The organism is Veillonella ratti (assembly GCF_003992115.1).
GTDB lineage: Bacteria > Bacillota > Negativicutes > Veillonellales > Veillonellaceae > Veillonella_A > Veillonella_A ratti.
In genome coordinates this window covers 110,006-123,502 of the sequence record NZ_RQUX01000007.1, presented here as the reverse complement: position 1 = coordinate 123,502, position 13,497 = coordinate 110,006, and the positions used below count along the sequence as shown (strand labels likewise).

Here is a 13,497-nt window from a genome sequence, read left to right as displayed (position 1 = left end):
ATATCTATATTAAGAAGGACAATAAAAACTTTGCTATTTAATATTAAAGGGAGCTATATAAAAAATGCTATTTCTATGAGCGGGCAATCATCACCCAATATCATAGAAATAGCATTTTTGTGGTGCGGTTGGCGGGAGTCGAACCCGCACACCCGAAGGCACTGCCGCCTGAAGACAGCGCGTCTGCCATTCCGCCACAACCGCATGGAATATGTTATTATTGTATTACTTTTACTATTACCTGTCAAACAAAGGAGAAATTTATGGCAATCAGTCAATTATATGAAGCTTTACTGCGATATATAGAAAGTCAGAACTATCAGGAAATTGATGCTAAAACATTTTATCGGAAAATTTTTCCTGAAGGCATACTCGAAAAAGAAGGCGGTTCTGAAGGGAAGCCAAATGGTATTTTAGTCACTAAAGACACATCCGGTAAGCCAACAGGGCATTCGGCGATTAGTGATGAATTGAATGAAGTCCTGAATTTAGCGCCGGACTCCGAAGCCGTTATGGCGCCGATTTCGTACTATGGTCAAAATTTGACCGGTCGCAACGGTGGCGTGCTACATGCATTGACGATTACCGTGCCGGTACAGAGTGTTGCCGAATTAGAACGTTTATTGGACATATTGACGCAATCTGTTTTACTTAAGGCGACGTACTTCGTGCTTACGGGCGAGTCGATTCAACTTTACTATGTCTATGAAGCGGGCGTGGCTATGACCGGTGAATCGCAAAAAGAGTTGATGGTTCAAAAGCAAGTGTTGGTAGACCGATTTAATGAGTTGTTACAGTTGGCCAAACCGATTGCCATGACGCCATTGGCCGATCGTTTACCGATTGTTGGCACCGTTAGTGGCAAAGACCGTTTGCCGGTTCGAGCCTTTCAAGTTAAGTTGAAGTAAAAGTAAATGACTTGCAGGACGCGATAACCCAAAGAAGTTTTTCAAAATTAATAGACAGTAAAAAAACACAGGGCGCTTATCATTGAGTAAGCAACCCTGTATTTTTTGCTATCATGAGTTACGAATGTATTTTTCAGTACAATCAAAAGCAATTTATGCTTCCAGTTCTTTAGCGTAGCGGCGATGTTGAATATACCAAACGCGGACTGTATAGGCAATGGAAGCAGCGGTAAGGCCGCCTAAGAGGCCCATCCAGATGCCGTAAGGACCAAAGTCGAACCCAAAAGTGAAGAGCGCTGCGACCGGCGTACTTACGCCCCAATAGCAGGTTAGGGCGATGATAGAGATAATACGCACGTCTTTGTAGCCTCGCAGTACACCTTGAAGCGGTGTGCCGAAGGCGTCGATAACAGTAAAGAAGACTGCATAGGCTAAGAAGCTACTGATTAGACCGGTCATATGAGGATCATTCGTATAGAAACCGGCAATTTGTTCCAAGTGGGTAAAGCTGTACATACAAATAAGAATGGCGATGATAATGGCGATACCGCGGGCGATATAGGCGTATTGCTTGGCATCGCGGAATCGTTGTGCGCCTACTTCATAGCCAACAGTAATTGTGGAAGCAATACTGATACTGAGAGGAAATCCGTAGAATAAGTTGGTAAAACTAATGGCGGCCTGATGAGCGGCGATGATTTCCGTGCCATAGTAAGCCATTAAGAGTCCAGCTAAGCTGAAAATACTCATTTCGCAGAAAATCGCAATCCCGATAGGAACTCCTAAGGTTAATTGTTCAATCACATAGGGGCTTTGAAAAGCGGGCCATTGTCTAAAAACTTTATAGTGGTTGAAGTTTTTGTTAAAAAGTAAAATAACAATATAGGCTAAAAAGTTGTACCAACAGCTAATAGCAGTAGCAATACCGGCGCCGACACCGCCAAAGGCAGGAAGACCGAAATTGCCTAAAATAAGGGCATAGTTTAGAATCACATTGAGGACAAAACTGGATACCATAATGATCATGGAATAGTGGGTAAAGCCATGCGCATCCACAGAATTTCGGAGAACCGTGCTGCCCATGAGTGGAATAATCCCGAAGGCAATGGCTATCATGTAGTCAATGGTTATAACTTGCGCATCCGGCGCCAGATTAATCAGTGTCAAAAGCGGTTTGAGGGCAAGAATCCCGGCTAGAATTAAGAGGCTTCCTAAGCCGACCGCCAAATAGAGCCCGTGAGTAATAATCGTCGGTATAGTCTCTTTTTTGTTGGCCCCCAAAAGTTGAGCAATAATAGGGGAAATACCAAGCAAAATCCCCATGGCGCCGAAGAAGCAGGCTGTCCATATGTTATAGCCCACCGATACACCGGCCAGGTGTAAGGTACTGTATTGACCGGATAGTAAGATGGCTACAAATGAGCCGGCAATCAAAGAGAATTGGGTTAATACGATAGGGCCGGCTAGCCGTAAAAACAACAGTATTTTTTCAAAAATCTTAAAGGTAGGATGCATACGAACTCCTTATCTATACAATAAAAAAGTCTCCAACTAATCATCGGAGATTTTAAAATAATCACAAAAAAAGCGCAATATCTGATTTGCAATGTATTAATCACAACATATTACTCGAAATGTGTTCATCATGTCAATATTATTATAATTTTATTGTAACATAGTAAAAGGGGATTGAAAAGTTATTCTCATAGAAGCGAGAATAACGAAATATCGTTCGCCGTGTATGTATTATGATATAGAAGGATTGCTAGAGTTAAGCGTTTTTTATTAAAAAGTATGCTATAAAAATTTTCAGATTTCTATCGACAAGGTGACGATATTTCGATATAATATCTATAGTATATTGATATATTACGATACATTGATTAATTTGACGGAGGTATGATTTTGGAACTGTTTTCAGCTGCAGGATTATTGGCAATTGCAAAAATTATTGTCATCGACATTTTATTGGCCGGCGACAATGCGATTGTTATTGGGATGGCCGCCAAAAACTTACAGGAAAAGCATCGTAAGCTGGCTATTTTCTGGGGCACATTCGGGGCGATTGCTTTACGCTTAATTATGGCGTTTCTTTTTGTGGAAGCGATTAATAATATCCCGGGGCTACGCTTAGTAGGTGGTGTATTATTACTTTGGATTGGCTATAAATTAATGGCCGCCAACGAATCGTCGCATAATATTGAAGCGAAAAGTAATTTGCGAGATGCCATTATTACAATTGTAATTGCGGATGGTATCATGGGTATCGATAATGTTATTGGCGTTGTTGGTGCAGCCGAGGGCAACATGATGCTTGTACTTGTTGGTATTTTAATCACTGTACCGATTATTATCTGGGGCAGCACGATGTTCATCAAGTTGATTGAAAAATACCCTGTTATTCTTTTCTTCGGTGGCGGTATTTTAGGCTGGATTGGCGGCGAAATGATTCACGTTGACCAGTATACGTTCGATTTAATCGACCCGATTAGTTTACCGTTCAAAATCGCATGTATCATCTTAGTAGTTGGTGCTGCTTTGATTCAACGTAAATTGACAGCAAAAAAAGCTGATAATTAATTGTTGATGTGAACAATCTGTTATAAATACAAATTAAATGCTAACAATTAAATAGTGATCTTAAAATTAAGAGGTCTTACTGAACGACTATGCAGCAGAGTGTTGTAGGGTAGTGTTCAGCAAGACCTCTTTTTGTATAACTAAGATCTAGTCACTGAGTTAGTTCTTATTCAGTATAAACGAGACACATACCTGTATTGAGAAGTGCTATTGTACATTTAGAGAAGATTTTCGATATACTAAAAGGGTAAGAAGTAATCGAATTAATTTATTATAGTATTGAATAGTATTGTTAACAGGAGGTTTTACCATGAAATCTTTGAAAAAAGCAGCACTTCGTATATTTAAAGCATCTGCTCTTCTTCCTTCCTATTTACGGCAATGATCACTTCATTTTCCAAGATAAAAACAGCGATGAAGTAGCGGCTCATGTGGAAAAATGGATTAAGAAAAACGTTAAATAAGCCGATTTGGCAGAACAATGGTTGAAATCTAAGGACCTAAACAAGTAAAATAGAGGTAAGAAATCAATCTCGCAATAAATAAAAAGTACTGCCTTAGTTAATCGTTTATATATCTTTGACTAAGATGGCGATATTAAAACGTAAGGCAAATAGGGCAGTATAAATAAGGAGACACTATGGAATACGTAAAATTAGGTCGTACAGGTCTTGATGTTTCTAAATTGGCGCTGGGTTGTATGAGTTATGGCGCACCGGTGAGTGAACAGTTTTGTTGGGTTTTGGAAGAACCGGAAGCCCGTAAGGTCATCAAACATGCCGTTGATCAGGGAATTAACTTCTTTGATACGGCCAATTGCTATAGTGACGGCGTGAGTGAAGAAATTTTGGGCCGTGCCGTTAAAGATTTTATGCGACGTGAAGATGTGGTAATTTCCACGAAAGTTTTTGTTGAAATGCGTAAACGCCCGAATGGTGGCGGTTTGTCCCGTAAAGAAATTATGTATGAAGTAGAACAGAGCTTACGCCGTTTAGGCCTTGATTATGTGGATATTTTGTACATTCATCGCTGGGACTATAACACGCCGATTGAAGAAACGATGCGTGCCCTTAATGATTTGGTAACGGACGGCAAAGTACGCTATTTGGGTGCCAGTGCTATGTATGCATGGCAGTTCCAAAAGGCACAATATACGGCGGAACGTCATGGCTGGGTGCCGTTTGTAGCCATGCAGAATCACTATAATCTGCTCTATCGTGAAGAAGAGCGAGAAATGATTCCTCTTTGTAAAGATATGGGTGTGGGGCTAACGCCATACAGTCCGTTGGCAGCCGGCCGACTCAGTCGTGATTGGACAGCGACAACAACGAGAGCGGAACTCGATAAATTTGCTAAAGGCAAGTATGACAGCACGATGGCAACGGATAAGATTATTGTTGACCGCGTTGGTGAACTGGCTGAGCGTTACGGCACAACGCGCACCGGCATTGCTTTGGCTTGGCAGTGGCATAAGGGCGTCGTAGCGCCGATTATCGGGCCGACGAAAGAGAAATATATTGATGATGCGGTGGCCGCCATCAACGTCAAGTTAAGCGACGAAGACGTGGCGTATTTGGAAGAACCGTATGTACCTCATAAGGTTATGGGTGCCCGTTAAAAACTCTTAGGTGAGGACATAAAAAGGCTCGTATTAGAGCGACAAACCTCGTATTATTGAGCGGGTACAACCTATAAAAAAAGAGTAGTCACGTTGATTGATCGGGCCTTTCTTGAGAGAGGAGGGCTAAGTACAGTACAACATGACTACTCTTTTCACATAGAGAATAAAAATATGGACATAGGCTTACAGCAAAACGTGTTGCATGTAGCCTATAACTTGATTGTTTGCAGGATTTATAGAAGTGAGGCATCGCCGGTAACGAAACAGTTTATTTCATATGTGAAGCAATCTATTTTAGAACAGGGAGCAAATAATAACAATGAAAATTAAAGCCATAGATCATTTAGTAATTACTACAGCAGATTTAGATAAATGTTTAGCTTTTTACGTTGGTATTCTAGGTATGGAATTAGATGAGTCAAATAATCGCTATACTTTACGCTTTGGCGAGAGTAAATTTAACATCTATACGCGTAAAGCCGAATTTTTACCGGCCGCTCAAAATCCAGCGTATGGCAGTCTCGATTTGTGTTTACGTGTGGATGAGTCCATTGATGAGATTGTGAAGGAAATTGAGGCAAAAGGGTATCCCATTGAAGAAGGTCCGGTGATTCGACACGGTGCTTTGGGGACTATGCAAAGTGTGTATTTACGAGATTATGACGGCAATCTAATTGAAATTAGTTCTTATAATTAAATATAGAAAAAAATAAATATAGTTGTTGACAAGGTAGGGAAAGCACTATATAATGTACATGTAATCATAATTATTACTAGTTAAAACTGATCAGTATTAATCGCATGGTTAAGCGATTAGTGTTGTTGTGTTAATGGTACCGGATCGGATTTATAGACCGGTACATGTGTTTAGATAATGTTTCAACAAAACGAAAGAGAGTGACAAACATGGACATTTTATTGAAAAACTTATTCCGTTACCAAGATCAAGGCTTATTATTTTATCGTATCGTTTTCGGGTTATCGATGATGGCGCACGGCTATTTCAAATTTGCCGGCGGCGAACAAGTATTGACTGCTGTAGGTAGCATGTTAGGCGTTTTCGGTATTACCGGTGGCTATTATATGTTAGGTATTATGGCAGCCAGCGCTGAATTAATCGGCGGCTTGTTAGTTTTATTGGGCCTTGGTACTCGCTTGGGTGCGTTACTGATTGTAGGTACTTTATTCGTGGCTACAGTATTGGAATTGGGCAACGGCTTCTTAAAATGGGATTATCCGTCTCAGATGATGTTCGGCGCTATTATGCTCTTTATTGCCGGCCCGGGTCGTTTCAGCTTTGATTATAAAATAGCTCATAAATAAGAATTGAACGATTGTGTTAAGTATTAAAATTTAATATTGTAATTAATATTTGCAAGAGCTCCTGTAATGGAGCTCTTTTTTCATACTCGATACGGGATTTATTTTAGAGCTAACATGTGAGCATAGTTTACGTATAAGAAACACTTTTGGCTTATGTGTTTCTTTAGTGTTCCTTTATCCTCTCATATGGTGTATAGTTAATCATATATTATACTGTAATAGAACGGGAGCGACTATGAGAAAACATTGTGCAATCGTACTGGGTGGACTTTTTTCACCATTAGACGGCATTGAGACGGCGGACTTTGTTATCGCCTGTGATAAAGGCTATGCGTACACTCGTGAATATGATATGGAACCAAATTTAGTAGTAGGGGATTTTGATTCTTATCATGGGAAGGTAACGCCGGGCATTGAAATTTTGGATTTACCGACGGATAAAGATGATACAGATACGATGGTAGCCATTCGTTATGCCTTGGAACATGATTATAAAGATTTAACCTTATACTGTGCCTTTGGCGGTCGTTTTGACCATTTAATGGGGAACGTGCAGGCAGCCATGTACGCTGTTTCACAAGGAGCCGTCGTGCGCATGGTGAGTCACGATACGGATAGTTATCTGTTTAGCCACGGCGACATTACCTTAGAACCGCGGATGGACTATTCCTTGTCGGTGCTCGCTTTATCTGACGAGTGTCATAATGTGACGATTACGGGGGCTAAGTATGCGTTGAAAAACGCGACTTTGTACAATACGAAGCCGGTAGGTGTAAGTAATGTGTGGCATGATACGGTGCACGTGAAGGTGGGCGACGGTATTTTGATGGTGTCCATGTCACATATGTAGGACATTAAATATAGTATCATCAGCCGGATAGAGCACCGTACCCGCTACATAAAATTAAAAAAGTAATTAGAAAATATAATCCGGCAACGGATGTGGACCCCGACCTGGAAGCGACGGATATTTATCGTGACTGACAGGCGATCGGTCCCGGGAGGTTTTGAAGAATGTTAACATCATTAGGATTTGTCATATTAGGTGGCGCCGCTTTGGCTGCGGTATGTCGCAAAATACAGCTGCCGACCATTATCGGGCTTATGTTGGCCGGTATGCTTTTGGGACCGCAGGGGGGCAATTGGCTCGATTCGACCATGCTTACCATTTCACCTGATTTGCGGCAGTTAGCCCTCATAGTTATCCTTGTAAAGGCAGGCCTTGCTATTAATTTGCGAGATATTTGGAGCCTTGGGCGGCCACTTCTGATGATGTCGACGGTACCAATGTTAATAGAGCTGACCATACTTACGTATTTAGGCCTTTATGTATTTGACCTCCATGGCTTGGAAGCTTTACTCTTGGCTACCGCTGTTTGTGCCGTATCGCCGGCCGTTGTGGTTTTTCGCATGATTCATCTCATTGAATTACGTTATGGGACGAAAAAGAAGATTCCGCAACTCATCATGGTAGCCTCGTCATTGGAAGATATTGTAGTCGTGGTTATTTTTTCATTAGTGTTAGCGCTCGTGGAGGCCCATGTGGCTACACCGGAAGGGATGAGTGCCTTGACCATTGCCGCCCAGGTGCCGGTAGCGTTGTTTAGTGGCATTGTACTGGGCTTTATAGGTGGCTTTATACTGTCGTATATTGCCAAGCGAATGAATAAAGGCGATCAATTATTGCCCGGTACGGTGACCTTATTGCTGACGATTCTGATTGCCGCGTCGTTTGTGATGGTGGCTATCGGCAATTGGTTTAAACCGTATGCGGCTGTTTCGGGACTTTTGGCAGTTATGATTATGTCCAGTGTGGTCAAAGGACAGGTTTCTTATGAGTTGGGGCAGGCCCTTAATCGACAAATTAATCAACTATGGATTCCTATTGAAATCATACTATTCGTGCTCGTAGGAGCGGCTATCGATACGACGTATATGCTCAGCATGAGCGGCATTTTGATTGGCGTTATAGCCTTAGGTTCTATGGGGCGTGCTTTGGGGGTAGGAGCGTCTTTGTTAAAAACGAAGCTCAATATGAAGGAACGTATTTACTGTGCCATTTCCTTTGCCCCTAAAGCCACCGTGCAGGCAGCCATCGGCGGCATTCCGTTGGCTTTGGGGCTTGATAGCGGTCCTTTAGTATTGGCTGCATCGGCCATGGCAATTTTAATAACATCGCCAATCGGCGCATTTGCCATGGATTATTTTTATAAACGATTATTGGAACCGGAAATAGATCCTATTATAGAAGGACAGGGGGAGGCAAAGTAAGGCATGTTGATAAAAAAGAGGCTGGTAATCTCGAATATTTTGATGATTGCCATTCCATCGATAGTGGCGTTACTTATTGTATTTGTTAGTTTGGCCGCCATTTGGATTCCAAGCGTACAGCGGAATAACATCGGCGTTCGTGATTTGGAAGATTTTGAGCGGACCGGAACCTTTATGTTAACACAGGTAGAAGGGAAACTTCAGGAAACGGCAGCGGCCGGTCGCGATCCGAAGATTTCGGATGTATCGGCGGCATTGCGACAAGTAACAGGCTATACGGTGCGTGTGGCAAGCCCCTCCGGTGAATTATGGACTTGGGGCGATGCACCGGATGCGGAAGCCCTTAAACTGGAAGACGCAGCGGATCAACTAAATGGTGACGGCATCATTTCGAACGGTAGTCACGCCATAGCCACACGAAATGTTGTGACTAAGGCGGGCGATTATCGTGTCTATATTTACGGTTCGGAAATCAAGACGCGTACTTGGCCGGCCAAGAACACGGTTAAATGGTCCCTCATATTTATCTTCATTATGTTTATCATAGGCATTATCGTAGCCAATAAATTCTTAACACGCTTTGTATTCCAGCGTATTCGCAGTGCTTTAGATTTATTGGTATCGGGGGTGCGTCAAATTCGTGACGGTAATTTAAAAATTAAACTCACCTATGATGGGAAAGACGAATTTGCACCGATTTGCGAAGATTTTAATGATATGGCTCGTCGTTTGGAAGAGTCTGTAACGTTGATTCAAAAGCAGGAACAAAATCGTAAGGAGTTGTTGGCCGGTATTTCTCATGATTTACGGTCCCCGTTAACGTCGATTAAGGCGTATGCGGAAGGCTTGGAGGACGGTATTGCAACGACGCCGGAATTACAGGCAAAATATGTGCGCATGATTCAGACAAAGGCGGATGAAATGGAGCACATGATTAGCAATCTCTTTACGTTTTCTAAAATGGATTTGGAAGAATATCCTAGCTATCCTGAAAAAATGGACCTGGGTACGCATTTGGAAATGTTCATCCGTGATGAAGGGGAAGCGTATAAGAATAAGGGCTTAATTCTTCATCGTGAAGCGATTGAGCAGGGCTCTTTGATTTGGGCCGACCCGTTTCAAATCCGTAATATTGTAGCCAATATTGCCGATAACAGTGTAAAATATAAAGTGAATGAAACCGGTAATTTGTATATGTCCTGTCAGAATCAGGAAGATATGGTTGCGCTTATTTTAGCGGATGACGGCCCCGGAGTGAATGAAAGCAGTTTGGAACGGCTTTTTGATGTATTTTATCGTAGTGATGCGGCGCGCAGTAATCCTCATAAGGGGAGTGGGCTCGGTCTTGCGATTGTTAAAAAGATGGTGCAGCAAATGGGCGGTACTATTGAAGCTGAAAACGCTGATAACGGTGGTTTGCGTATAATCATGAAGTTCCCGAAATACGGAGGTTAATGTAGTGGCGAAACGAATTTTAATTATTGAAGATGATCAGGCAATTGCTGAGATTGAGCGAGATTATTTAGAACTGAGCCAATTTGAAGTAACCATCGCCAATGACGGCGGCAAAGGGTTGGAACTCGCCTTAAATGAACCTTTTGATTTAATACTGCTTGATGTTATGTTGCCGACCGTTGACGGTTTCAGTATATTAAAGAAATTAAGAGAAACGCTGGATATTCCCATTCTTATGGTAACGGCTAAACAGGAAGATATAGATAAGATTCACGGGCTAGGCTTAGGTGCCGATGATTATATTGAAAAGCCATTTTCCCCAAGTATTTTGGTGGCTCGCGTGAAAGCTAATATTGCTCAATATGAACGGTTACGTAAAGGGCAAAGCACCAATAAGGGGGAAGCGGACATTCAGGTGGGCCATTTACTCATTCAGCCCGGTTCACATCGCGTCTTTGTGCATAATAAAGAAGTAAATTTGAAAAATAAAGAATATGAATTGCTTTTGTTCTTAGTCCGCAACGGTGATTTGGTATTCGATAAAGAAACCTTGTACGAGCGCATATGGGGCCTCGAAGCCATTGGTGATGTGGCGACTGTAGCTGTTCATATCAATCGTTTGCGTGAAAAAATCGAAGATGATCCGAGCAATCCACGCTATATTGAAACCGTGTGGGGCGCCGGGTATCGGTTTAAAATGTAGTAATTTAAAATGTAGTATTCGATAAAGTATTGCCGGAGACAATAGCATGTCAAAGAGTAATACAAAACAAATAGAATATAAGGTGAGTTTTATAGCTGTCAGATGGGAAAATTCCATCCGGCAGCTATTTTTTATTGGAAAAATTTTGGTTTATTAATTTGAAATAAATGTTTAACTTTTGTTTATATTTGGTGTAAATCTTGTTTAAAACCCTTTTGTATACTAAGAATGAAAGTTAATACAAAAGGGGGCTACTACATTGCTGGAACAATTTTTTAGTCTCATACAACAATATGATTTTTCGATTTTAAATTATATATGGTTATATGGGCATGCACATTGGCTGGATATCCTCATGGAAGAAGCCACGGATTTAGGTAATGGCGGGGCAATCTGGATTGCTCTTGGCATAGTCTTCATGTTCCAAAAAAAATACCGAAAGGTCGGCTACATGATGATGACGGCTATGCTCATTGGTTTTGTTCTCTTGAACTTGGGTGTTAAGCCGATGGTAGCACGGCTTAGACCGTTCGAACTGCAACCGGCGGTGCAACTGTTAATTCATGAACCATGGGATTATTCATTCCCGTCAGGTCATGCTTGGTCAGCTTTAGCTGCAGTTACAATTTTATTTATGAATAAGATTCCGGGCCGTTATGTGGCCTTAGGCGTAGCCTTACTTATCAGTTTTTCAAGAATATATTTATATGTGCACTATCCGTCAGATGTACTGATGGGTGGCATATTTGGAGTGATTATCGGTATGGCCAGTGTATACGGTTGGCGTTTTCTTGACAAAAAATACGCACAGCGCCGTCCCATAATAGTTAAAAATTCAGTTTCAGATTATGAATTATCTTATAAGCAGATTGAGGAGAGTGCCCATCATGAGTGAGTCAAAAAAATATCTCGGCTGGATTCTGTTGTTAGGTGTGTATCTGTTTTTCCTGGGCAATTGGGGCATTGCCATCACGGATCCGGTAGAGTCAAACTATGCCTTAACGGCGAAAGAAATGCTGCAGGCCGGCAATTATTTATCGCCTCAGATTTACGGTAATTATTGGTATGACAAACCTATTTTCTTTTATTGGGAAGTGATTGCCGCTTTTAAACTGTTTGGCGTCAATGAATGGGCGGCGCGCTTTTTCCCGGCTGTCTTCGGCATTAGCGGGCTACTCATGACCTATTGGTTCACACAAAAACTCTTTAACCGTCTGACAGCGCTTGTGGCTACGGTTATTTTGGGAACATCGTTAGAATATTGGCTCATTTCCAAAACTGTAATTACCGATATGACCTTATTTGTATTCTTTAATGCGGCTCTTATTTTCTTCTATTTGGGTTATTATTTTAAAAAGCGTAATTACTATTACGGAGCCTATTTCTTTGCCGGCTTGGCTGTTTTGACAAAAGGGCCTATCGGCTTATTGTTACCGGGCTTAATCGTTGTGTTATTCTTAGTTTCGCAGCGCGATTACAAAGAGCTGCTTCATATGAAATGGCTCGGTGGGATTGCTATATTTGTTCTAACCGCCGGCCCTTGGTATTACTACATGTACAGCGTGCACGGCATGGACTTCATTGATACGTTCTTGGGCGTTCACAATGTATTGCGTGCTACTGTTTCGGAACATCCGCGCGATAATGTGTGGTATTACTATTTGGGTATGTTTATTATTGGGTTCTTCCCATGGGTATTTACCTTGCCGTACCTCTTTAAACGTCGTTTTCAGGCACAGCGTCAAATGTTAAAAACTGCAGGTGCAGTAGACGCTGTTGTTAATGAAAAGAGTCATAAACATTTTGGCATAGTCGTTATGGCCGATGGTACTACTGCCAGAGTGCCGGTGCATATGACTGTTATGGATACGGCTGATTCGTCCGGTATGCCTATGAATGCACAGGGGGCCGATTCTAAAACAGCGGGAATGCCATCTTGGCAGGCAACGCTGCGCAGTATGGTGCAGTTTGATCAAACCACTATCTTCTTACTGATTTGGGCGTTTACGATTGCCGTGTTCTACCAACTGATGGCCACTAAATACACGACATATACATTCCCATATTTGTTGCCGATTGCGATTTTGGCGGCTCGTGTCATGGTAAATCATTTGAAATTGGTAAAATACACCGTGATTGCCAATATCGTATTGTATTCCGTGCTTACCTTCGCCGTAGCAATGCCGTATTGCAACGCTTACTCTTCTAAAGATGTAGGCAACGTGGTGGCACAAACGGTTAAACCGGGGGATATGGTTGTAAGCTATGGCCGTTATCAGACGTCGGCGGGGTTCTACAGCAATCAGTTGATTTATCGTGTTGAAAAAGCTGCGGATATTCCGGGTCTTGAACCGTCGGCTATGAATTGGAATACGAAAAACGTAATGCCGTTCATTGCGGAAGAAACCGTGGCAACTCGTGATAATGTTGTTGCCATCGTAGATAATCGCCGTTTAAAAGAATTTAAAGCTGATATGCCGGGACAATGGCAAGAAGTAAAAGCTTTAGATAAATTTACGGTGTTTAGAAAATAAGTTGCCTAAGTGGGCAATACAATTTTAATTAAGTAACAATATAGAATGTAGTTAAGTAACAGTTTACAGTTTCGGTTAAGTAACCATCTGATTTTAAGTTAA

12 protein-coding genes and 1 tRNA gene are annotated in these 13,497 nt (G+C 41.8%); 11 read left to right on the top strand and 2 right to left on the bottom strand.

Annotated features, from left to right (window positions below):
• Window positions 1-120: 120 nt before the first annotated feature.
• Window positions 121-204 (bottom strand) — tRNA-Leu (locus EO124_RS04805).
• 59 nt (window positions 205-263) lie between these two features.
• Here EO124_RS04805 and EO124_RS04800 point away from each other — a divergent pair.
• Window positions 264-908 carry a hypothetical protein gene (locus tag EO124_RS04800; protein ID WP_127058570.1) on the top strand — a complete coding sequence of 215 codons (645 nt, stop codon included), beginning with the start codon at window positions 264-266 and terminating at the stop codon, window positions 906-908.
• 153 nt (window positions 909-1,061) lie between these two features.
• Here the strand turns inward: EO124_RS04800 and EO124_RS04795 are convergent, their stop codons facing one another.
• The gene (locus EO124_RS04795) at window positions 1,062-2,423 is read right to left on the bottom strand and encodes an MATE family efflux transporter (protein ID WP_127058569.1); all 1,362 of its coding nucleotides are present in this window, start codon (window positions 2,421-2,423) and stop codon (window positions 1,062-1,064) included.
• Between the two features lie 390 nt (window positions 2,424-2,813).
• Between EO124_RS04795 and EO124_RS04790 the strand changes: the two genes are divergently transcribed.
• The 10 genes from EO124_RS04790 (at window position 2,814) to EO124_RS04745 (ending at window position 13,395) form a co-directional block, all read left to right on the top strand.
• Window positions 2,814-3,488 carry a YjbE family putative metal transport protein gene (locus EO124_RS04790; protein WP_021842494.1) on the top strand — a complete coding sequence of 225 codons (675 nt, stop codon included), beginning with the start codon at window positions 2,814-2,816 and terminating at the stop codon, window positions 3,486-3,488.
• A gap of 640 nt (window positions 3,489-4,128) precedes the next feature.
• Entirely contained in the window at window positions 4,129-5,106 is a 978-nt protein-coding gene (locus EO124_RS04785) for an aldo/keto reductase (protein WP_127058568.1), read from the top strand.
• A 322-nt stretch (window positions 5,107-5,428) separates the two neighbouring features.
• Window positions 5,429-5,806 (top strand): VOC family protein, encoded by a 378-nt coding sequence (locus EO124_RS04780; RefSeq protein WP_164726551.1) that lies wholly within the window; start codon window positions 5,429-5,431, stop codon window positions 5,804-5,806.
• A 209-nt stretch (window positions 5,807-6,015) separates the two neighbouring features.
• Window positions 6,016-6,432, top strand: coding sequence for a DoxX family protein (locus tag EO124_RS04775; protein ID WP_021842491.1), 417 nt, complete (start codon window positions 6,016-6,018; stop codon window positions 6,430-6,432).
• Between the two features lie 235 nt (window positions 6,433-6,667).
• A complete protein-coding gene (locus EO124_RS04770) occupies window positions 6,668-7,282 on the top strand; it encodes a thiamine diphosphokinase (RefSeq protein ID WP_127058566.1) in 615 nt (204 codons plus the stop codon).
• Window positions 7,283-7,446: 164 nt separating this feature from the next.
• Window positions 7,447-8,703 (top strand): cation:proton antiporter, encoded by a 1,257-nt coding sequence (locus EO124_RS04765; RefSeq protein ID WP_127058565.1) that lies wholly within the window; start codon window positions 7,447-7,449, stop codon window positions 8,701-8,703.
• A 3-nt stretch (window positions 8,704-8,706) separates the two neighbouring features.
• On the top strand, window positions 8,707-10,158 hold the full coding sequence (locus EO124_RS04760) for a HAMP domain-containing sensor histidine kinase (RefSeq protein ID WP_127058564.1): 1,452 nt from the start codon (window positions 8,707-8,709) through the stop codon (window positions 10,156-10,158).
• A 4-nt stretch (window positions 10,159-10,162) separates the two neighbouring features.
• Window positions 10,163-10,861 carry a response regulator transcription factor gene (locus EO124_RS04755; protein WP_127058563.1) on the top strand — a complete coding sequence of 233 codons (699 nt, stop codon included), beginning with the start codon at window positions 10,163-10,165 and terminating at the stop codon, window positions 10,859-10,861.
• 355 nt (window positions 10,862-11,216) lie between these two features.
• The gene (locus EO124_RS04750) at window positions 11,217-11,756 is read left to right on the top strand and encodes a phosphatase PAP2 family protein (RefSeq protein ID WP_127058562.1); all 540 of its coding nucleotides are present in this window, start codon (window positions 11,217-11,219) and stop codon (window positions 11,754-11,756) included.
• A complete protein-coding gene (locus tag EO124_RS04745) occupies window positions 11,749-13,395 on the top strand; it encodes an ArnT family glycosyltransferase (protein WP_127058561.1) in 1,647 nt (548 codons plus the stop codon). Before EO124_RS04750 ends, EO124_RS04745 begins: the two co-directional genes overlap by 8 nt.
• Window positions 13,396-13,497: the final 102 nt, after the last annotated feature.

Excerpts from the sequence above, each read along its gene's own strand:
- EO124_RS04775 (WP_021842491.1), top strand. The coding sequence starts at position 6,016 with ATGGACATTTTATTGAAAAACTTATTCCGTTACCAAGATCAAGGCTTA.
- EO124_RS04750 (WP_127058562.1), top strand. The coding sequence starts at position 11,217 with ATGGAAGAAGCCACGGATTTAGGTAATGGCGGGGCAATCTGGATTGCT.
- EO124_RS04765 (WP_127058565.1), top strand. The coding sequence starts at position 7,447 with ATGTTAACATCATTAGGATTTGTCATATTAGGTGGCGCCGCTTTGGCT.
- EO124_RS04795 (WP_127058569.1), bottom strand. The coding sequence starts at position 2,423 with ATGCATCCTACCTTTAAGATTTTTGAAAAAATACTGTTGTTTTTACGG.
- EO124_RS04760 (WP_127058564.1), top strand. The coding sequence starts at position 8,707 with ATGTTGATAAAAAAGAGGCTGGTAATCTCGAATATTTTGATGATTGCC.
- EO124_RS04770 (WP_127058566.1), top strand. The coding sequence starts at position 6,668 with ATGAGAAAACATTGTGCAATCGTACTGGGTGGACTTTTTTCACCATTA.
- EO124_RS04800 (WP_127058570.1), top strand. The coding sequence starts at position 264 with ATGGCAATCAGTCAATTATATGAAGCTTTACTGCGATATATAGAAAGT.
- EO124_RS04780 (WP_164726551.1), top strand. The coding sequence starts at position 5,429 with ATGAAAATTAAAGCCATAGATCATTTAGTAATTACTACAGCAGATTTA.
- EO124_RS04745 (WP_127058561.1), top strand. The coding sequence starts at position 11,749 with ATGAGTGAGTCAAAAAAATATCTCGGCTGGATTCTGTTGTTAGGTGTG.
- EO124_RS04785 (WP_127058568.1), top strand. The coding sequence starts at position 4,129 with ATGGAATACGTAAAATTAGGTCGTACAGGTCTTGATGTTTCTAAATTG.